The sequence below is a fragment of the Lysobacter sp. HA18 genome (genome assembly GCF_054057595.1).
In genome coordinates this window covers 3,094,648-3,115,127 of record NZ_JBSRZL010000001.1, presented here as the reverse complement: position 1 = coordinate 3,115,127, position 20,480 = coordinate 3,094,648, and the positions used below count along the sequence as shown (strand labels likewise).

At 68.8% G+C, this 20,480-nt stretch carries 20 protein-coding genes; 7 read left to right on the top strand and 13 right to left on the bottom strand.

The annotated features are described in order from the left end of the window. The first annotated feature begins 229 nt into the window (after positions 1-229). Positions 230-2,140 (top strand): transglycosylase domain-containing protein, encoded by a 1,911-nt coding sequence (locus tag ACVWWW_RS15115; protein WP_456998732.1) that lies wholly within the window; start codon positions 230-232, stop codon positions 2,138-2,140. A 24-nt stretch (positions 2,141-2,164) separates the two neighbouring features. On the opposite strand, the gene ACVWWW_RS15110 is transcribed toward ACVWWW_RS15115, so the two are convergent. The 10 genes from ACVWWW_RS15110 to ACVWWW_RS15065 all read right to left on the bottom strand — a co-directional run bounded on the left by ACVWWW_RS15110 (position 2,165) and on the right by ACVWWW_RS15065 (position 11,977). Further along, a complete protein-coding gene (locus tag ACVWWW_RS15110; RefSeq protein WP_027081686.1) occupies positions 2,165-2,776 on the bottom strand; it encodes a DUF4124 domain-containing protein in 612 nt (203 codons plus the stop codon). Further along, a complete protein-coding gene (locus tag ACVWWW_RS15105; RefSeq protein WP_051234607.1) occupies positions 2,773-3,471 on the bottom strand; it encodes a DUF4124 domain-containing protein in 699 nt (232 codons plus the stop codon). Before ACVWWW_RS15105 ends, ACVWWW_RS15110 begins: the two co-directional genes overlap by 4 nt. A gap of 76 nt (positions 3,472-3,547) precedes the next feature. Further along, positions 3,548-4,114, bottom strand: coding sequence for a Sua5/YciO/YrdC/YwlC family protein (locus tag ACVWWW_RS15100; RefSeq protein ID WP_036141139.1), 567 nt, complete (start codon positions 4,112-4,114; stop codon positions 3,548-3,550). After that, positions 4,111-4,578 (bottom strand): hypothetical protein, encoded by a 468-nt coding sequence (locus ACVWWW_RS15095; RefSeq protein WP_051234610.1) that lies wholly within the window; start codon positions 4,576-4,578, stop codon positions 4,111-4,113. Before ACVWWW_RS15095 ends, ACVWWW_RS15100 begins: the two co-directional genes overlap by 4 nt. A gap of 4 nt (positions 4,579-4,582) precedes the next feature. Further along, positions 4,583-7,114, bottom strand: coding sequence for a DNA topoisomerase I (locus ACVWWW_RS15090; protein WP_027081690.1), 2,532 nt, complete (start codon positions 7,112-7,114; stop codon positions 4,583-4,585). Positions 7,115-7,308: 194 nt separating this feature from the next. Then, entirely contained in the window at positions 7,309-8,265 is a 957-nt protein-coding gene (locus tag ACVWWW_RS15085) for an RDD family protein (protein WP_027081691.1), read from the bottom strand. After that, positions 8,262-9,029: a GYF domain-containing protein gene (locus ACVWWW_RS15080; protein WP_196804298.1), complete on the bottom strand. Its 768-nt coding sequence runs from the start codon at positions 9,027-9,029 to the stop codon at positions 8,262-8,264. The genes ACVWWW_RS15085 and ACVWWW_RS15080 overlap by 4 nt, the downstream gene beginning before the upstream one ends. Positions 9,030-9,072: 43 nt before the next feature. After that, on the bottom strand, positions 9,073-9,561 hold the full coding sequence (locus tag ACVWWW_RS15075) for a DUF494 domain-containing protein (protein ID WP_027081692.1): 489 nt from the start codon (positions 9,559-9,561) through the stop codon (positions 9,073-9,075). An 85-nt stretch (positions 9,562-9,646) separates the two neighbouring features. Further along, positions 9,647-10,771, bottom strand: a complete 1,125-nt coding sequence (dprA, locus tag ACVWWW_RS15070) for a DNA-processing protein DprA (protein WP_027081693.1) — start codon at positions 10,769-10,771, stop codon at positions 9,647-9,649. Between the two features lie 75 nt (positions 10,772-10,846). Beyond that, positions 10,847-11,977: a LysM peptidoglycan-binding domain-containing protein gene (locus tag ACVWWW_RS15065; protein WP_027081694.1), complete on the bottom strand. Its 1,131-nt coding sequence runs from the start codon at positions 11,975-11,977 to the stop codon at positions 10,847-10,849. A gap of 201 nt (positions 11,978-12,178) precedes the next feature. Between ACVWWW_RS15065 and def the strand changes: the two genes are divergently transcribed. The 4 genes from def (at position 12,179) to ACVWWW_RS15045 (ending at position 16,787) form a co-directional block, all read left to right on the top strand. Further along, a complete protein-coding gene (def, locus tag ACVWWW_RS15060; protein ID WP_027081695.1) occupies positions 12,179-12,685 on the top strand; it encodes a peptide deformylase in 507 nt (168 codons plus the stop codon). Between the two features lie 108 nt (positions 12,686-12,793). Further along, the gene (gene fmt / locus ACVWWW_RS15055) at positions 12,794-13,714 is read left to right on the top strand and encodes a methionyl-tRNA formyltransferase (protein WP_027081696.1); all 921 of its coding nucleotides are present in this window, start codon (positions 12,794-12,796) and stop codon (positions 13,712-13,714) included. Between the two features lie 7 nt (positions 13,715-13,721). Continuing rightward, entirely contained in the window at positions 13,722-15,044 is a 1,323-nt protein-coding gene (gene rsmB, locus ACVWWW_RS15050) for a 16S rRNA (cytosine(967)-C(5))-methyltransferase RsmB (protein WP_036140962.1), read from the top strand. Between the two features lie 39 nt (positions 15,045-15,083). Beyond that, complete coding sequence (locus tag ACVWWW_RS15045) at positions 15,084-16,787, top strand: ArnT family glycosyltransferase (protein ID WP_027081698.1); 1,704 nt, start codon at positions 15,084-15,086, stop codon at positions 16,785-16,787. On the opposite strand, the gene ACVWWW_RS15040 is transcribed toward ACVWWW_RS15045, so the two are convergent. Continuing rightward, a complete protein-coding gene (locus ACVWWW_RS15040; RefSeq protein WP_027081699.1) occupies positions 16,747-17,511 on the bottom strand; it encodes a glycosyltransferase family 2 protein in 765 nt (254 codons plus the stop codon). The genes ACVWWW_RS15045 and ACVWWW_RS15040 overlap by 41 nt on opposite strands. 79 nt (positions 17,512-17,590) lie before the next feature. Between ACVWWW_RS15040 and ACVWWW_RS15035 the strand changes: the two genes are divergently transcribed. Further along, positions 17,591-18,712, top strand: a complete 1,122-nt coding sequence (locus tag ACVWWW_RS15035) for a glycosyltransferase (protein WP_036140964.1) — start codon at positions 17,591-17,593, stop codon at positions 18,710-18,712. On the opposite strand, the gene ACVWWW_RS15030 is transcribed toward ACVWWW_RS15035, so the two are convergent. Continuing rightward, a complete protein-coding gene (locus ACVWWW_RS15030) occupies positions 18,702-18,986 on the bottom strand; it encodes a hypothetical protein (protein WP_051234613.1) in 285 nt (94 codons plus the stop codon). The two genes, ACVWWW_RS15035 and ACVWWW_RS15030, sit on opposite strands and share 11 nt — an antisense overlap. Positions 18,987-19,025: 39 nt before the next feature. Then, positions 19,026-19,946, bottom strand: a complete 921-nt coding sequence (locus ACVWWW_RS15025) for a lauroyl acyltransferase (protein WP_036140966.1) — start codon at positions 19,944-19,946, stop codon at positions 19,026-19,028. 91 nt (positions 19,947-20,037) lie between these two features. Here ACVWWW_RS15025 and dtd point away from each other — a divergent pair, with 91 nt between their 5' ends. Further along, the gene (dtd, locus tag ACVWWW_RS15020) at positions 20,038-20,475 is read left to right on the top strand and encodes a D-aminoacyl-tRNA deacylase (protein ID WP_027081703.1); all 438 of its coding nucleotides are present in this window, start codon (positions 20,038-20,040) and stop codon (positions 20,473-20,475) included. Positions 20,476-20,480 lie beyond the last annotated feature (5 nt).

The window sequence follows — 20,480 nt, the reverse complement described above, 5'->3', positions numbered from 1 at the left end:
CAGTGTTCGCGTACAGCGTTGGCGCGAGCCGTGAAGATGCATGCGATGCACGTGCACCTGTCGCGCTCACGTGCGCGGTGGTACACCGTCGACATGCTGAAGATGCCTTTCGACGGTGACGGCGACATGCCCGATCCCGATATCGCGACACCCTCATCGCCCGAAACCCCCGTTCCGTTCCTGCGGCGACGCCTCGTTCGCGCGGCGTTGGTCGTGCGTCGCGTTCGTGGTGCTCGCGTTCGCCTGGATCGCATGGCGGCTCCCGCTCGATCGCGCGCTGCAACCCCTGGCCGATCCCACGCTGGTGCTGCTCGACCGCAACGGCGTGGCCTTCGCGCAGCGTGGCGCGGTGAAGGAGCCCCCAGTCGACGCACGCGCGTTGCCGCCGCACGTCACCGGCGCATTCATCGCCATCGAGGACCGGCGCTTCTATCACCACTTCGGCATCGACCCGCGCGGTCTGGCGCGCGCGATGGTCAGAAACTGGCATGCAGGCGGCGTGCGACAGGGCGGCAGCACCATCACCCAGCAGCTCGCCAAGACCGCGTTCCTCGAGCCCGACCGCACCATCCGCCGCAAGGTCCGCGAGGCGATGATTGCCGTGTACCTCGAGGCGCGGCTGAGCAAGTCCGAGATCCTGTCGCGCTATCTCAGCTCCATCTATTTCGGCGACGGCGTCTACGGCCTGCGCGCCGCGGGCCATCACTACTTCGGCAAGGAGCCGGAGAATCTGTCGATCGGCGAGTCGGCGATGCTGGCCGGCATGGTCAAGGCGCCCAGCGCGCTCGCGCCCACGCACGACCGCAAGGCCGCGCTCAAGCGCATGCGCCTGGTGCTGCAGGCGATGGCCGATGGCGGCGTCATCACCAAGTCGCAGGCCAGGGCGGTGCGCGACCCGCGCGTGCTGGCCTCGACCGAGCGCCTCAACGGTGGCACGTGGTTCGCCGACTGGGTGTCGTCGCAGGCCCGCGAGGCGTTCGACGCCGACTACGGCGAGATCCGCGTGCACACCACGCTGGATGCGCGCATGCAGAAGCTTGCCCAGCGCGTGGTCAACCATTGGCTGGCGGGCGAGGGTCGCCGCGTCGGCGCCACGCAGGCCGCGATGGTCGCGATGATGCCGAATGGCGAGGTGCTCGCGCTGGTCGGCGGCCGCGACTACGCGCAGAGCCAGTTCGACCGCGCCACGCAGGCGCGTCGCCAGCCGGGCTCCGCCTTCAAGCTCTTCACTTATTACGCGGCGCTGCGCAGCGGGGCGACGCCGGACACGCTGGTCGACGATGCGCCGATCACGCTGGGCAAGTGGTCGCCGTCCAATTACGACGGCGAGTACTCGGGCGCGATCCCGCTGCGCGATGCGTTCGCCAAATCGAGCAACGTGGCCGCAGTGCGCCTGGTGCAGCAGGTGGGCCCGAGCGCAGTGGTGCAGGCCGCGCGCGACCTCGGCGTGTCGAGCCCGCTGGGCACCGATCCGTCCATCGCGCTCGGCACTTATGAGGTCACGTTGCTCGAGCTGACCTCGGCCTATGCCGCGTTCGCGCAAGGCGCCGCACCGGTCACTGCGCACGGGCTTCCGGGCGCCAGCGTGCCGCCATCGTCGGCGATCGACCCGACATTGCGCGCGGAAATGCTCGACATGCTGTGGCAGGTCGTGGACCGCGGAACCGGTCGCGCCGCGCGCCTGAGCATCCCCACCTTCGGCAAGACTGGCACCACGCAGGAGCATCGCGACGCGCTGTTCGTCGGCATGGCCGGCGACCTGGTGGTGGGCGTCTGGGTGGGCAACGACGACGGCACGCCCATGCGCCGCGTCACCGGCGGCGCGATGCCGGCCCGCATGTGGCACGACTTCATGACCAGCGCCGTGCGTCTGGCGCCGGGCGGCATACTGCAGCGGCCCCAGACCGCACCGCCCCTGACGCCGATCAGCGAGCCCGACGACGAGACTATGGCGGGCGGCGAGGGCGAGGTATTGCCCGAGCCGATCGACGAAGAGAATCCGGACGACATGACCGCGCCCGAGCCGCCGCCCGGCGATCTGCCGGCACCGCCTGAGGCGGCTCCCCCGGACGACGCGACGGAACCCCCGCCGCTGCCCGCGCCCGAGCCGCCGCCGACGGACGACGACAACGGTCAGTAGCGGGTCGGGCTCAACGGTCGAGCGTCAGCGCGCGCAGGCGGTCTTGGCGATCATCGCGTCGACATGCGCGAGCTCGGCGCGGGCCTGGTCGATCTGCTCCGGCGAGAACGTCAGTGCCTGCACCGCGCGCTGGCGGCGTTCGGCCCAAGCGGCGCAGCGATCCGCTTCGGCGACGGCCTCGCAGTGGTCGTCGACCGTCTCGCAGGCTTGGGCATTGGTCGCCGTCACGCCGTCGAGCCCGACCGTATCCAGCGGCGCGCAATGGGAGTTCTGCTCGGCCTCGCTGTAGTAGCGCTGCGCGTCGGACGTCAGGCAGACGAAGATCGGCGGGGCGGGCGCTAGCGGCACGGGCGTCTTCGCGGTGGCGACGGTCGCGTTGCTCGCATCGACCACCGGCGTCGGTGCGATCGGCACTACCGGCGCGACGGGTGCCGGCGCGGGTGCGACCACGGGACGCGGGGTCGAGGTCGGCGTCGCCACCACGCGCTTCTGCTCGTGGCTGCCCTTCGGGCACTTCGTGCCGTTCTGGATGGTCACTTGGCCGTCCGCGCCCACGCAGCGATAGATCACCACGCTGGGCGTGGTGGCGGCGCTGCCGACCAGTGAAGCAAGCACGAGCGCGAGAACCGGCTTCATCCGCATTCCTCCGAGAGACGGGCATCGAGACTGCGCTGCTCGAGTTCGATCGCGTCACGATCGCCCTGCAGCGCACTGAACCACCGGCGATCCAGCGCGGCGCGGCGGTCGCGCATCTGCGAGCAGACCTCCGACGGCGGCAGCGAATAGCAGGCGTCGCGGACCCAGCTGCCACCGGGCACCGTCGCCATCTCCACTGGAGGCAGGCGACGACCACCGCCCGCCCCGATGACCGCGCCGCCCGGGCGCTGCATCACCACGCCACCACCGTGCGGCGTCGGCCGCGGGAACACCGGCACGCCGACCACCACTGGGTAGCCGAACGTCCACAGGGGCACCCAGCGCGGATTCCCTTCCGGGTTTTCGCTGGTGTACGTCTCGCCGTCCGGCGTCGTGCATTCGTAGAGCGGGCGCGGCGCGCTGCGATAGATCACTTCGTGCGTGATCGAGCCCTGGGTGGCGGGCGGACGCCGCATCACTACCGTCGCACGCGGCGGCGGGTCGGTCGGCCGGACCATCGTCCGCACTTCCTGATGCTCGCCGGCACGGCAGGGCGAATCGCGCAGCGCGAGGTGGCCGCGCGCATCGGTGCAGCGATAGATGGTGACGCCCGGCGTGCTCGCGGCCGGCGTCGCCGCACCCGCGGGCGCAGCGGCGAGGGCGATGGACAGGAGGAGCGCGCCGGGTCGCGACATCCCGGAATCTTGCACCCGCTGGCGTGAGGCCGCTCGCCACACGGCGGCGCGCGTTCGTACTGATTCAGCCGCAGGGTCAGTCGCGGATGGCCGCACCCGTGCGCGCATCGCGGATCGGCGTCGGCGCGTCGCGCCCGCCGGTCTCGCCTTCGCAGACGCCATCCAGCAGCGCGATCAGCGCGCTCGACAGCCCGCTGCGATCGCGCGCGGGTTGCTCGCCGGTGAGGTTGGCGCTGGTCGACACCAGCGGCCCGCCCAGTCGCGTGCACAGCGCGACCACGACCGGATGCGAACTCGCGCGCACCGCGATCGAATCGCGGCCGCCGGTGATCCATGCGGGCGCGGCGGTCGATGCCGGCACCACCCAGGTGTGCGGGCCGGGCCAGCTCGCCAGCGCGCGATCGCGCGAATCGCCGTCGAGCGCGGTCCAGTCGACCAGCGCATCGAACTGCGATGCATCCGCGCCGACCACGATCAGTCCCTTCTCGACCGGCCGGCGCTTGATCGCGAGCAGCCGATGCACGGCCTCGCCATCGAACGGAATGCAGCCGAGACCCCACACACCTTCGGTGGGATAGGCGATGACACCGCCGCGGATCAGCACGGCAACGGCGGTCGCGATGTTGAGGTCGTGCGCGTTCACGGCTCGCACCAGTCGAGGTCGCCGCCGTCCTGCCAGAGCACCGATGCGATGCGCCAACCGGCGTCGGTGCGTGCGATCTGCAACGACTTCGCGCCTTCGCCGTCGATCGCGACCCCGCTGCGAAAACCCTGCTTGCGATAACGCGACAGTCGCGTCGCGATGTCGCCGGCCACGAACGTGCGCGACTGCGTTTCCCGTTCGTGGAAGTCGACCAGCGTGCCGTCGGCCAGCCACGCGCGACGCGGCGCGATGAAATCGTGCAGCGACATCACCGATACCGCATCGGCATCGCGGCGCACGATCGTGACGTCGGGAAGAAACACGCGTTCCGGTGTACGCAGCAACGGCGACAGGCCGTCGCGATTGTCGAACAGCGAATAGAACGCGGCGATGAGCGCATCGATCCCGGCGACCTCGTTCGAGGCCGCCGCGTCGTGGATCAGCGGGCCGGCATCACCGCGCATGCCATCAGAACGGCGCGTCGTCCGCGCCGTCGTCGGGCACCGTGGCTTTTTTCACGACCTTCTTCGCGGCGACTTTCTTGGCAGCGGCCTTCTTCGCAACCTTCTTGGTCGCCGACTTCTTTCCGGCCGCCTTCTTGGTTGCGGTCTTCTTGGTCGACGCCTTCTTCGCCGGCGCATCGGCGCTCGCCGTCTTGGCCGCCTTCTTCGCCGCGACCTTCTTCGTCGCCTTCTTCGCGAAGCGCGCGCGCATCGGCTTGCCGGTGGCTTCCAGCATCTGCTGCGCTTCGACCAGGCTCAGCGACGCCGGATCGCGATCCTTCGGGATGCGTCCGTTCAACTTGCCGTCGGACAGGTACGGACCGAAGCGCCCGTTGAGCACCTGCACGTCGTAACCGTCCCACTGCTTGATGATGCGATTGCGCGCGATCTCTTCCTTCTGATCGATCAGCTCGACCGCACGCTCGAAGGTGATCACGTACGGATCGTCTTCCTTCGCAAGCGATGCATACACGCTGCCGCGCTTGGCGAACGCACCGAAACGGCCGATACCGACGCTGACCTTCTCGCCGTTGCTTTCGCCGAGATCGCGCGGCAGGCCGAACAGTTCCAGCGCGTGCTCCAGCGAGATCGAATAGATGCTCTGGCCGGGCTTGAGCGATGCGAACTGCGGCTTCTCTTCGTCCTCGCTGGTGCCGATCTGCACGAGCGGGCCGAACTTGCCGATGCGCGCACTGACCGGGCGGCCGGTCTTGGGATCGGTGCCGAGCACGCGCACGGAACCCGCGTCGGCGCGATCGATGTTGTCCTTCTTGTCGTCGACCAGTTCCTTGAACGACTTCCAGAACCGCTCCATCAGCGGCACCCATTCCTCTTCGCCGCGGCTCACCGCATCGAGCTCGTCCTCGAGCTTGGCGGTGAAGTCGTAGTCGACGTAGCGGGTGAAGTGCGCGGACAGGAACTTCGCCACCGCGCGGCCGACGTCGGTCGGGCGGAAACGGCGGTTGTCCAGTTCGACGTACTTGCGCGCGAGCAACGTGCCGATGATCGACGCGTACGTCGACGGCCGGCCGATGCCGTATTCCTCCAGCGCCTTCACCAGCGATGCTTCCGAGAAACGCGGCGGCGGCTCGGTGAAATGCTGGTCGGCAACGACGGCAGCGAGCGGCATGCGATCGCCGGTCTTCATCGCCGGCAGCTTGCGGCCTTCCTCTTCGTCCTCGCTGGTGCGCGTGTCCTTGCCTTCCTCGTACACGGCGAGGAAACCGGGATCGACCACCGTCGTGCCCGACACGCGGAAGCTGTGTTCGCTGCCCGCGGCGAGATCCACGCTGACGGTATTGAGTACCGCCGGCACCATCTGCGACGCGACCGCGCGCTTCCAGATCAGTTCGTACAGGCGACGAGCATCGTCTTCCAGATACCTCGCGACCGACGCCGGCGTGCGCAGCGCGGAGCTCGGGCGGATGGCTTCGTGCGCTTCCTGCGCGTTCTTCGACTTGGTTGTGTACGCGTTCGGCTTGTCCGGCACGGCGCGCGTGCCGAAGTCGCGCGCGATCACGTCGCGGATCTCGACGATCGCGTCCTGCGACAGGTTCACCGAGTCGGTACGCATGTAGGTGATCAGGCCGACCGTGCCTTCCTCGCCGATCGCCATGCCCTCGTACAGCTTCTGCGCGACCTGCATGGTGCGGCGCGTGGAGAAGCCGAGCTTGCGCGCGGCTTCCTGCTGCAGCGTCGACGTAATGAACGGCGGCGCCGGACGGCGCTTGCGTTCCTTGCTGGTCACGTCGGTGACCTGCAGCATGCCCTGCGCATCGCGCGAGATGCGGTCGCGCGCGGCATGCGCATCGGTTTCGTTGGTCAGCGTGAACTGCTCGACCTTCTTGCCGTCGAGCTTTGTCAGCTTGGCGGTGAACGGCTGCGAGGGATGCGTCGCTTCGGCTTCGATCGTCCAGTACTCGCGCGCGATGAAGGCTTCGATCTCCTCCTCGCGCTCGACGATCATGCGCAGCGCCGGCGATTGCACACGGCCCGCGCTCAATCCGCGCTGCACCTTGCGCCACAGCACCGGCGAGAGATTGAAGCCGACGAGGTAGTCGAGCGCGCGACGCGCCTGTTGCGCGTCGACCAGCGGCACCGCGATCGCACGCGGCTTGGTCATCGCTTCCTTGATCGCGCGCGGCGTGATCTCGGTGAACACCACGCGCTCGAGCGAACGGGTCCCGATCAGGCCGCGCTCTTTCAGGATCTCCGCGATGTGCCAGCTGATCGCTTCGCCCTCGCGGTCCGGGTCGGTCGCGAGGAACAGGTGCTCGGCGGACTTGGCGGCCTTGGCGATCGCGTCGACGTGCTTCTCGTTCTTGTCGATCAGCTCGTAGCGCATCGCGAAGCCGTGCTCGGGATCGACCGCGCCCTCTTTGGGGACGAGGTCGCGCACGTGGCCGTACGAGGCGAGGACGGTGAAGTCCTTGCCGAGATATTTGTTGATCGTCTTGGCCTTGGCAGGCGACTCGACGATGAGGAGGTTCTTGGCCATGGCGGCGCTCCGTGGGGCGGGCGGCCCGGGGCTCCCGTCGCGCGAGGGTCCGCGCGCCGCGAGAGAATTACGTGAAAAACCGGGGCATCGAAGCGGCGACGCCCGCGGAAATGTCCGCGGGCGCGCCGATTCTCTATATCTAGTGTCATCACGCACCGACCGGGCCTGTCAAGCTCGGTCGGTGGGATGGGGCGTCAGTGGCCGGCGCCGCTCGCCACCGCGGCGATGAATACGCCGATCAGCGCGACATAGCCGATCACCGCCAGAAGCGACAGCGCGATGATGACGATCGCGACCGTGCCGAGCTCGGGCCGCTGACGCTCCGGATGAGCCGTGAACGCCCATTTGTCGACGACCAGCGTGCTGCAGATCATGTCGTGGAGTGCACGCTTGCGGTCGGTGAAGCCCGCGATGATCAGCCCGATGCAGAGCGGAATGCTCGACAGCAGCAGTCCGAAATAGCGACCGAACCCGCGCCAGAACGAGATGTGCTCACCCTGGTCATTGGTGACCTTAATGCCGATGGCCATCTTGCCGAGCGACGCCTGGTTCGCCGACGCATGGAAGAACCCGAAGTACGTCGCCGCGATCAGCAGCGGCGTCACGTACATCGCGAGCAATCCGACGATCCCGCCGGCAGTTCCGAGTGCCTCACCCGGGTTGCGACTGATCGCCGCCATTCCGCCGAATACGACGCCCGCGACCATCATCTGGACGAAGAAGCCGACGATGCCGACGATGAAACCGTCGATGCAGTACGCCGCATAACGCTTCCAGAAGCCCGCATAGACGACATCACCGTCGTGCACGACCTGCGCGTAACCGCCGCCGATCGCCGCCGCCGGAGCCGCGTAGGGCGACGTCGCTGGCGCCACGCGCTCGACGATCTCGTACGGATTTCCGCCACCGCCATCCTCGCGCGCGACCGCGAAGGTCGCCTTCGGAGGCGCTGCCGGCATGCCGACCGCGGCAGCACCGGCGCCGAGCACTTCGCTCATCACCTCGCGCCAGGGCTTCCATTCCGGCATGCCTTCGCGCCAGACCAGCACGTCGGGCGCCAGCTGGCCGCCGGCATGCAACTGCGCAAGATCGTCAGCCTCGACCGGCCCGAGCCGGTTGCGCTCGCTGTCGCTGTAGTACCAGGTCTTCATGGGCTCGGCTCCGAAGCGGGTTTGCATTGGGTGCGGCGATAGCGGGCCGGCAGGTCGCCGCCGGTGCAGTCCCACTGCGTCGATGGCGGGGTCGGTTCCGCGTACATGATGGTCTTGCCGTCGAGTTGCGGCTTCGCATCGCGCAAGGTGATCTCGAACGCGCAACGTCCGTCCTGCAACTGGCCGACGTGCACGTTGGAATCGTCGACGCCTGCTTCAGTGGCGTCCTTCGCGCAGCGGCCGAGGCGTTGATGCGCTTCGGCGACGCTCGCTTCGATCGCCGGCGCACGACTGTCCGCCAGCTGCGCGACCTTCGCCCGGACCGTGTAGTCGTTGTAGGCGGGAAGCGCGATGGCCGCGAGGATTGCGATCATCGGCACCGCGACCACGCCCGCGACGATCAATGCGATCAGGCAGCCCGACATGCCGCGCTTCTGCGGCGCTGCGGCGCGATAACCGGGCGGGGCCGTGCGACCGGCGTAGGCCGGCGCATACCCGCCCGGTGCGCCGGCAGCGGCGTACGCGGTGTTACCGACACCGGGCGCCGGGCCCGGCGGCAACGGCGGCGGGCGGCTGCTGTCCTGCTTGACCGACAGCAGGTCGAGTTCCTCGCCTACGCGGTCGAGTGGTTGCCATTCGCGAAGGCCTTCGCGCCAGACCAGCGTATCGAGCTGGATGCGGCGATCGCGATAGCGGTTGCGCAATTCTTCGGCCGAAAGCGGCCCGACGCGACCCTGTCCAGGGTCGTGATAGAACCAATCCAAGGTGTCCCCCAATGAGCGTCGGCCCTCCCCCAGGGCCTCGACGCTAATGTACCGGTTCGGGCTCGTCGTCGAACATCTGGGTCTGCATCCAGGCGTACGCCGCCTCGCTGCCGGGCTGGTTGAACAGCACCATCAGCACGACCCATTTCAGATCGTCGAGATCGAGCGCGTCCTGCTCCAGCGCGAGCGCGCGATCGAGCACCAGCTCGCGCTGCCCGGCATCTATCACGCCGTGTTGTTCGAGGAACATCAGGAAGCCGCGCGATTCGGCATCGAGCTTCTCCAGCTCGGGGCCGGCATACACGCGCACAGGGCCGTTCGCGCGGGCGGGTTGCGCCGCGGGGCGCGCACGCGCGAGCTCGTCGAGCCACTCGAAGGCCTTGTTGATCTCGGCGGGCGTGAATCCGGCCTCGGTCAGCTCGCCGAGCAGCGCACCGCTCTGCCGGGCATCCGGATCGTCCGGAAGGGCAGTGTCGGCATCGAGAACGTGTTCGAACAGGTAGAGCAGTACGTCGAGGATGTTTTCTTTCATGTCCCTCGGCCTGCGTCGCGCGAGCGACGCGGTGGGTCCGGAACCCCCGTTGCGCGGGACCCGCAGGACCGATTCGATCGGGCGGCTAGGCCACCCGGAAGAACCGACCGTGCTGCTGGGCCACGCGACTCTCCAGCTCCATGACGAGCAGCATGGAGGACAGCCGGGAGGGCGTCAATCCAGTGCGTTCGATGAGGCGGTCCATATCTGTGGGGTCGAAACCCAGCGATTTCCACAACAGATCGTGGTCCGAGTTGCCGTTGCCCCAGCCGTCGCGGGGTGGCGGTTCAGGCTCGGCGACCGCATCGGCACCCAGTGCGAGTCGATGCGCGGCGGCCTGCGACGCCGCGGCTTCGCCGAGCGCCTCGATCACGTCCTCGGGCGATTGCACCAGCGTCGCGCCGTCGCGGATCAAGCGGTGGCAGCCGCGTGCGAGCGGATTGCGGATCGACCCGGGAATCGCGAACACCTCGCGTCCGGCGTCGGCAGCAAGGCGCGCCGTGATCATCGCGCCCGAGCGCTCGGCGGCCTCGACGACGACTGTCCCAAGACACAGCGCGGCGAGCAGCCGATTGCGACTCGGAAAATGTTCGCGGCGCGGGCCGGTGCCAGGCAGGTGTTCGCTGATCAGCACGCCGGCACTTTCGATGCGCGCGTGCAGTGACGCATTGCTGCGCGGATAGACGATGTCCGGCCCCGTGCCGAGCACCGCGACCGTCGCGCCGCCGACGTCGAGTGCACCCGCATGCGCGGCGGCATCGATCCCCGCGGCAAGTCCGCTGCCGACCACGAAGCCGGCGCGCGCAAAGGCCTTGGCGAAGTCGCCGGCGTGCTCGCGCCCACCCGGCGTCGGCCCGCGGCTGCCGACCACCGCGACCGCCGGGCGCCACAGCAGCGCGGGATCGCCCGCGACGAACAGCGCCAGTGGCGGGCTGGCGGCGGTGCGCAGCGCGGGCGGGTAATCGGCATCCGTCCAGCCGACGATGCGGTGGTCGGGGCAGGCGAGCCAGATGCGTGCTGCTTCCAGCATCGCGGACGCGGGACGACGCAGCGCCTCCAGCTGCTCTGCGCTCAGGCTGCGGCCCGACCAGCGCCCGGGGTCAGCGAGCGCGTCAGTCGCACTGCCGGCTGCCTCGAGAAGGGCACGCCGCGGCGCGAGCGGTCCGCCGGCGGCGACCAGGGTGGCGAGGGCGAGGGCGTCGTCGTGCATCCCGCCAGCGTCGCCCTGAAACGACGACGGCGCCCTCAGGCGCCGTCGCGTGTTGCTGTCGGATTTCTCCGAGCGTTACTGCGTCGCGTCCGGGTGCTTGAGCTCCTGGCCGATCGCGGTCGGGCGGATGCCGTCCATCACCAGCGCGTAGCTGACCTTGTCGAAGGTGCGGAACACCATGACGTGGCTGGCGAACTCGTCCGGCAGGCGGACGTGGTCGGTGCGCGCGATGGTCTCTTCGCCGCGCTCGTCACCCATGCGGACACGATCCGGCGTCAGGCTGCCGACGCGCCAGGTCGAGAACACCGTGCCGTTGTCGACGCCGTCGCGGGCACCGACCGACAGCGCGACCACGTCGTGCGGGCCGCCGTGGCTCAGCTCGTCGGCGACGGCGAGCACCTGCGCGCGGCCGTATTCGAACTGGGTCTTCGGGGCATGCGGGAAGAACTGCAGATCGTACGGCTGCGCCGCCACCGGGATCAGGCGATCACCGACGCGGATCTCGCGGCCAACACCGTCGAGCACCAGCGTCGCGGCATCGACGCCGCCGGTCGCCGCACGGCTGACCGTACCGGTCGCCAGCTGCATCAGCTCGTAGCCGAGAAGCTCGTGGCCCTTGTCCGGCAGCACGGTCGCGGTCCACAGGTTCTCGTAATCGGTGAGGTGATCACCGCGGAAGTCGAGGTCGTCCTTGTGCATGATGTCGCAGCACTGCGTGCGGTCCAGGTGCGTGTAGCGCACCGTCGGACGCACCACGGCCCAACGCTGGCCGGGCTGTGCATCGACACCCTTGATGTAGACGACCTGCTTGCCGACCGCGCGCAGATGGTCTTCCTCGATGCCGACGACGTACGGCATGTCGTCGACGCGATCGACGACGCGCAGATCCTTGAGGAACGGCTCGACCTCGGCCAGCGGCACGCCGGTGATCGGCGCATCGCCGCGCGGGCCGGGCGCGACCGCGACACGGTCGAGGTAGGCCAGCGAGATCACGTCACCCGGATAGATCAGGTGCGGGTTGCGGATCTGCGGGTTCGCCTGCCAGATCTCCGGCCACAGCCAGGGACGCTTCAGGAAATGCCCTGCGATGTCCCACAGCGTGTCACCGCGCTTGACGGTGTAGGTATCCGGATGGTCCGCAGAAACGGCGGACACAGCGACGGTCAGCAGCGCAGCGGCAGCGACCGCGCGGAAAGATTTCATCATGGCCATGGACCTGATTCCCCAGCAGGCGAGCCCCTTCCTTGAAGGGCGCTGGCACTATAGCCCACGCCGCCTCGGCGGATGCAATGCCGTCGGGGCGGTAGAATGGCGTCCCGTCCTGCGGTTGTGACGGTGACCCCCATTTCTCGCGCGTCCCGCACGCGCCGCGTCGCCCGAACCGCCGGCGACGCCCCGGATCCCGCCATGGCCATTCTCGAAATCCTCGAATTCCCCGACACCCGACTGCGCACGGTCGCCAAGCCCGTCGAGCCGGCGGACGTGACCACGCCCGCGTTCCAGGCTCGCCTCGACGACATGTTCGAGACGATGTACGAGGCGCCGGGCATCGGCCTGGCCGCCAGCCAGGTCGACGTGCACCAGCGCTTCATGGTCATCGACGTGTCCGACGATCGCTCGGCGCCGATGGTGTTCGTCAACCCGGAGATCCTCGAGCGCGAGGGCGAGCAGGTCTACCAGGAAGGCTGCCTGTCGGTGCCCGACATCTTTGCCGACGTCACGCGCGCCAACCGCATCAAAGTGCGTGCGATCGGCCGCGACGGCGCGCCGTTCGAGCTCGAGGCCGACGGCTTGCTCGCGGTCTGCGTGCAGCACGAGATGGACCACCTCGCCGGCAAGCTGTTCGTCGACTACCTGTCGCCGCTCAAGCGCGAGATGGTGCGCAAGAAGCTCGCGAAGCGGAAGCGCGCCTGATCCGACGCGGCATCGCGTCCGTGCATCGCGCGGACGCATCGGGACGTGCATGCGTGATGCTCGCATCGCACCCGCTATCCTCCGCCGTCTTTCGCTGACGTCCCCCGCATGAGAATCGTCTTCGCCGGCACGCCCGAGTTCGCCGTTCCCTGCCTGCGCGCGGCTGCGCAGCGTGGCGAGGTGGTCGCGGTCTATACGCAGCCCGATCGCCCTGCGGGACGCGGTCGCGGCCTCACGCCGTCGCCGGTGAAGAAGGAAGCGCTGCTGCGCGGCATTCCCGTGCTGCAGCCGGAGAACTTCAAGGCCGCGGTGTCGAAGGACGCGCTGCGCGCGCTGCAGGCGGACGTGATGATCGTCGTCGCCTACGGGTTGATCCTGCCGCAGCCGGTGCTCGACATTCCCGAGTACGGATGCTGGAACGTGCATGCCTCGCTGCTGCCGCGCTGGCGTGGCGCCGCGCCGATCCAGCGCGCGATCGAAGCCGGCGATACCGAGAGCGGCATCTGCCTGATGCAGATGGAGAAGGGGCTCGACACCGGTCCTGTGCTGCTCTCGCAGTCGATTGCTATCGCGGCCGACGAAACCGGCGGCCAGTTGCACGACCGGCTCGCCGAACTCGGCGCACAGGTGCTGCGCGACGGCCTCGGCCTGCTGCGCGCCGGCATGCGTCCCGTGCCGCAGCCGCAGCCCGATGACGGCGTGACCTACGCGCACAAGCTCGACAAGGCCGAAGCGAAGCTCGACTGGTCGCAGCCGGCGCGCACGCTCGCCAACAAGGTGCGCGCATTCAATCCGTGGCCCATGGCCGAAGCGACGATCGCCGGCGAACGTGTGCGCGTGCACGGTGCGATCGCCGTTGACGACGCGACGTCCGCCACACCCGGCACCTTGCTGCGTGCGGGCCGCGAGGGTCTCGACATCGCGACGGGTGACGGCCTGCTGCGCGTGCGTGTGCTGCAACGCGAAGGCGGACGTGCGATCACCGCTGCCGATTTCTTGAACGCGCGCCAGGACCTGCGCGTCGCCTGACGTCGCCATGAGCACGCGCGACGCCGCATCGATCAACACGCCCGGCGTCGCCACCCGGCTCGCCGCCGCGCGCGTGCTCGATGCGGTACTGCACCAGCACCACTCGCTGCGTGCGGAACTCGGCCCCGCGCTGTCGACGCTACCGGATCCACGCGATCGCGCTCTAGCCGAAGCGATCGTGTTCGCGGTGCTGCGCGCGCCCGCACGCTACGCCGCGGCGCTGGATGCATGGATGCCGAAGCCGCTGCCGCGACGCGACAGCGCCGTGCGCGCCTTGTTGATGGCGGGCCTCGCACAGCTCGATCCGCTCGGGCTACCGCCGCACGCAGCCGTGGCCGCGACGGTGGACGCGATGCACGCGAGTGGACAGACGCACCGCGCCGGCCTAGCGAATGCATTGCTGCGACGCGCGCAACGCGACGGCATTCCGCAGGGCGACGCTCGCGCCCATTGGCCCGCGTGGCTGACGTCGCGCATCGAAGCCGACTGGCCGCAGGACGTCGAAGCGATCTTCGACGCGAGCGCGCACGCGCCGCCGATGTGGTTGCGTGTAAACCGGCAACGCACGACGCGCGACGAATACGCGACGCGACTCACCGAACTCGGCATCGAAACGCTGACCGACGAAGCATTGCCCGATGCACTGCGTCTTGCGCACGCCGTGCCCGTGTCGACATTGCCCGGTTTCGACGACGGCGTCGTCACCGTGCAGGACGCGTCCGCGCAGGCGGTGGCCGACGCGATGTCGCTGGCGCCCGGCGCACGCGTGCTCGACGCCTGCGCGGCGCCCGGCGGCAAGACCACGCACCTCATCGAACGCGACCCGTCGATCAAAGTCACCGCGATCGACATCGAGGCCGCGCGCCTGAAGCAGGTCGAAGGCGCGCTGCATCGCCTCGGCTTCGACGGCCGCGCAACGCTGCTCGCCGCGGACGCTACCGACGTCGCGCACTGGTGGAACGGCACGCCGTTCGACGCCGTGCTGCTCGACGCACCGTGCTCGGCGACCGGCATCGTGCGCCGGCAACCCGACGTCGTGCTGCATCGTCGCGAAAGCGATCTGGATGCACTCGTCGCACTGCAGTCGCGCCTGCTCGATGCGCTTTGGGCGACTGTCGCGCCCGGTGGCGTCCTGCTCTACGCGACGTGCTCCATCCTGCGCGACGAGAACGAGCGGCAGGTCGACGCCTTCCTGTCGCGCACGCCCAATGCGAAGGCGACGCCGCTGGACGATCGCTTCGGCCGCGAAAGCGGTGCAGGCCGACAGGTGCTGCCGGGCGAGCGCGGTCGCGACGGCTTCTTCTACGCGCGGCTGGTCAAGACCGCCTGACGCGACGGCGCGCCACGGCGCTGCCCGTATCATCGCCGAATGCTCAAGACCGCCGAATCCCGCGAACGCTGGCTGTTCTGGCTCATCGCCCTGCTCGTGCTCGGCGCGGGCCTCGGGTTGCGCGATCCGTGGCCGGCCGACGAGCCGCGTTTCGCACTCGTCGCCAAGCAGATGGTCGACAGCCATCAGTGGCTGTTCCCGATGCGCGGCAACGAGCTCTATGCCGACAAGCCGCCGCTCTTCATGTGGCTGCAGGCGCTCGCGATCACGCTGATCGGCAACCTGCGCGTCGCATTCCTGCTGCCGTCGCTGCTCGCGTCGCTGGGCACGCTCGCGCTGCTGCGCGATCTCGGCGCACGCCTGTACGACTCTCGCGCGGGCGCGCACGCCGCATGGGCGCTGCTCTTCACCTTCGCGTTTACGTTCCAGGCGCGACGCGCGCAGATCGATCCGCTGCTGGTGTTCTGGGTGACGCTGTCGATGTACGGCCTGCTGCGTCATGTTTTGCGCGGCCCGGACCTGCGCATGTGGTGGCTGGGCTGGTTTGCGGCGGGGCTTGGCGTCATCACCAAGGGCGTCGGCGTGATCGCGCTGCTTGTGCTGATTCCAGCGGCGGTGCTGCACGCCAAGCGGTGGAAAGACGTCGGTCCGATGGGCTGGCGTCGTGCATCGACGTGGCTGGGGCCTGTCGCATTGCTGTTGCCCGTTGCGCTATGGCTGGTGCCGATGCTGTGGACCGTCGCGCATAGCAGCGATCCCGTGCTGCACGACTACGCCGACAACATCCTGCTGCGCCAGACGGCGAAGCGATACGCGGATCCGTGGCATCACCAGCAGCCGATCTGGTACTTCCCCGTCGTCATGCTCACGCAGTGGCTGCCTGCGGTGTTCGCGCTGCCGTGGGTCTGGCGCGGCTGGCGGACCGCGCTGCGCGAGCGCGATGGTCGGCTCGCGTTGCTGCTGTCGTGGGTCGGGCTTGTGGTGCTGTTCTTCAGCCTCAGCGCCGGCAAGCGCGAGGTCTACATCCTTCCCGCGTTGCCGATATTCTGCCTTGCGCTCGGCGCATGGCTGCCGGCCGCGATCCAACGCGCGGGCGCGAAGCGCTTCGCGTTCGCGCTGGCGGCGCTGATCACGGTAGTCATGCTGGTCGGCGGCGCGCTAGTCGTGTTCGCGCACCCGGGGTTCGAACAACGCCTCGACGAAGCGCGCGGCATGGTCGGCGGCGCATACGCGCTTGGCTGGGTGATGCTCGCGATCGGCGCATGGGGGGGCGCGATGCTGCTGCTGTTCGGCGTGCGACACGGCGTGCCTGCGTTGCTCGGCACGCTCACGGGGTTGTGGCTCGTCGTCGGACTCGCCGCGCAACCGCTGCTCAACGACGCCAGCTCCGCACGCGGCCTCATGCAGCGAACCGCGGCGATCCTGCGGCCGACCGACGAACTCGCGCTGGTCGCATGGAAAGAACAGAACCTGCTGATGGCGGACCGACCGGCGCGCACGTTCGGCTTCGTGCGCGGGCCGCTTGCCCAGCTGCGCGATGCACTCGCCTGGCAGCACGAGGACCCTTCGAAGCGCTGGATCCTCATGGAGGACGACGCGCTCGCGCCCTGCATCGACCGCAGCCGCGCCACCTTCGTCGGTCACAGCAATCGGCGCGAATGGTGGCTGGTGCCGGCGGTCGCCGATGCCGGTTGCACCGCGATCAACCTGCGCGCACCAGCTCCCGTAGCAGGCGGTACTTGAGCATCGAGTAGCGCGCGTGTAATCGATGGAAGCGCCAGCCGGCGCGACCGTCGATGAAGCCGCCGCGTAGCAGCATGTTTTTCAGCGTGTACGCGGCGCCCGCCGCAGCGCCACGCCAGGGCGACGGTGCACGACCACGGCTGACGCGCGCTTCGGCCCATAGCCGCGCATACCGTTGCAACTTCCCCCAATACTCGTCCTCGCTGCGCGCGGTGTCGTGCTCCAGCGCGATGTCCGACATGCGCACGCGCCAGCATTTGACGTCGAGGTATTCGTGGACTGGCACGTCGCCGTGTCGCAGTTCGCGGCGGAACAGGCGATGCACAGGTTCGTGCGCGAAGCTGCCGGCGCGCATGGTGTGACCGAGGAAATGCGTGCGACGCTGCAGCAGCCAGCAGTCGGCGCTCTCAAGATCGCCTGCGAACAGCGCGCGCAACCCGGTGAGCGAAGGCGATTCCAGCCACTCGTCCGCATCGAGCAGCAGCACCCATTCGTTGCGCGAACGCTCGATCGCCGCGTTTTTCTGGCGCGCGAAACCGTCCCAATCACGATGCTCGACGCGTGCACCAAGGCCGCGTGCGATCTCGATCGTGCCGTCGGTCGATCCCGAATCGAGCACGATCACTTCGTCGCAGACCTCGCGCATCGAGGCAAGGCAACGTTCGATGCGATCGGCCTCGTTGAGGGTGATCACGACGCCGGACAGGGGCAGCGGTTCGGGCATGGGCGCTCGCTTCGGATGCGCCGCGAGTATAGGCGTGCGGCGCTGCGGGCCTTAGGCTGTCGACGACCAAGGAGTTCCGATGGCCCTCGATCGTCCCCTGCGTGTGATCCATTTCGTCACCGGCGGCTTCTCCGGCGGGGCGACGCAGGTGGCGATCGCGCTGGTGAATGCGCATCGTGCGGGCGACGCGATCGCGCCGCTGCTCGTGCTTCGACGCAAGCGACGAACCGATCCCGCGCGCATCGACGAATTGCGCAACGCGGGCACGCCCGTCGAAGTGGTGACGGGCGCAGCGCATCTCGCGACCATCCTATCGCTCGTGCGCCTGTGCCGGCGCTGGAAGCCCGATGTCCTCGTCGCGCACGGCTTTTCGGAGCACATCTGGGGTCGTTATGCGGGGCTGCTCGCGCACGTGCCCGCGCTGGTGCACGTCGAACACAACACGCGCGAGCGCTACACATCGTGGCGACGCAGGCAGACGCGATGGCTCGCGCAACGCACCGCGCGCATCGTCGGCTGCTCGGAAGGCGTGCGGCAGGTGCTGCTCGACATGGGCATGCCGGCCGATCGCACGATCGCGATTCCGAACGGCATCCGCGTCACACCCTTCCTGCGCATCGAAACTCCCGTGCAGTCGCGAATTCCCGGCATCGTGATGGTCGCGCGCTTTTCGAAGCAGAAGGACCACGCGACGCTGGTCCGTGCGGTCGGTCTGCTGCGCGAGCGCGGCCTCGCACCGCCAGTGTTGTTCGCGGGTGCGGGCAAGCGTTCGCATCGTGAGCCGGTCGAACGGCTGGTGCGCGAACTAGGTCTCGGTGACCAGGTGCAGTTCCTCGGCCTGCATCGCGACGTGCCGTCGCTGCTGATGCGCCACCGCATTTGTGTGCTGTCGACGCACTACGAGGGCATGCCGCTCGCGCTGATCGAAGGCATGGCCGCGGGCTGCGCGGTGGTCGGTACCGCGGTGCCCGGCGTGCGCGAAACACTGCGCGATGGCGTCGATGGGCGGCTGGTGCCCGAGAACGATCCTGTCGCGCTCGCCGATGTCCTCGAGCACCTGCTTCGCGACGATGCGGAAGCCGCGCACCTGGCCGCCGCCGCACGCGCCGCGGCGCTTACTCGTTACAGCCGCGAACGCATGGCAGCTGATTACGAAGCCATGCTGCTCGAAGTCGCCGCGGAAGCCGGCGTCAGTTCGTGACGACGTAGCTGATCGTCACCTGTTTCGGCGTTTGCCGAAAGCGCGAGGCAATCGACTCGCGACTCAGGCGCGCGATCTGCGCATTGCTTTGCAACGCGGGAATGCCATCGAACACGACGCTCACGTTGACCAGGGATCCGTTCGCCCAGTTGAAGCCCACCTGCGGCCTCACGCCCACCGACTTCTCGAGATCGTTCGCGACGTCCCGCGAATGCTGGAAGCCTTCCGTCATCGTGTCCACGGCGCCGCAGCCGGCAAGCGCGAGCGCGAGCACGGCCGATCCCCACATCGTCCGCATATCGTTCCCCTGTCGTCAGTAGCAGTCCGGCCAGTACGGATTGGTGCCGTCGGGCTGGATCGAAAACCGCTTGTAGGTCCATTGATACTGCGACAGATCACGCCGCGCGACCTGCTCGACGGCGCGATTGAGCGCGGCAACCGACGTCGCGACGTCGCGATCTGCAATGGCGTCGTCGACCTGTTCGACATGCAACGCGAATCGTGGGCCGCGCGCGTCGTCGCCGATGCGTTCGCACCACGCGATCAGCAGGCTGGCACCGGTGCGCGACGCCAGCCGCCCGGCCAGGCTCATCGTCAGCGCAGGCCGGACGAAGAACGGCGCGAATTCCCCGTCGCCCTGCTTGGGCTGTTGGTCCGGAAGAATGCCGACCACGCCGCCGCCCTGCAGCCACTTGAACAGCTGCCGCGCGCCGGCGGCTTCGGCGCGGATCTGCGTCACCCGCGATGCGTCGCCATGCGCTGCACGCACGCGTTGCAGAAAGGCATCACCGACCGCCGATTCCGGCGGCGCGTACAGGATGGCGAGCGGCGTGCGCGAGGCCAGCCACTGGTTGAGCAGTTCCCAGTTGCCGTAGTGCGGCGCCAACACGATGACGCCGCGGCCGGCGGCGATCGCGGCGTCGAAGGTCTCGACGCCGTGCAGTTCCGCGATGTCGGCGAGGTTGCGCTCGTGCGGACGCGTCCAGAACCGCAGCGTCTCGATCGCCTGGCGCGCGGTGACGCGGACGATGTCGCGTCGCAGCGATTCGCGTCGGTCCGATGGCAGTTCGGGCGCGATCAGTTCGATGTTGCGCAGGGTGATGCGCGATTCGCGGCTGTCGCGGCGGATTGCGCGCCGGGCGATCGCGTCGCCCAGCGCGGCAAGCCAGCGCCACGGCAGGCGCGCGACGGCGGCGGCAAGCAGGTAGAGGAGGGCGGCAAGAACACGCGGCATCCGGCCAGTCTACGGGGCGCGTGTTTTGCGCGACGAGGTCGACGACGTCGGGCGTCTGCTAGCCTCGCGGCATGACCGCCGGCGTCCGCCCATGCTCGCCCTGATCCAGCGTGTGACCCGCGCGGAAGTGATGGTGGACGACGCGACGGTGGGGGCGATCGGACCCGGCCTGCTCGCGTTGGTGGGCATCGAGCCTGGGGACGGCGAGGCACAGGTCGCCCGGATGGCGCAGCGCCTGCTTGGCTATCGGGTCTTCGCCGACGAGGCCGGTCGCATGAATCTCGGGCTGGCGCAATCAGGCGGTGGACTGCTGCTCGTCAGCCAGTTCACCTTGGCGGCCGACACCGCGTCGGGCATGCGGCCGGGGTTCCAGACCGCCGCACCGCCGGAAATCGCTGAACCCCTCTTCAACCGCCTCGTCGAGGCCTGCCGATCGAGCCATCCCGTGGTGGAAACCGGACGTTTCGGCGCCCATATGGTGGTCAGCCTGGTCAACGACGGCCCGGTCACGTTCCTGCTGCGGGCCTGACCCGC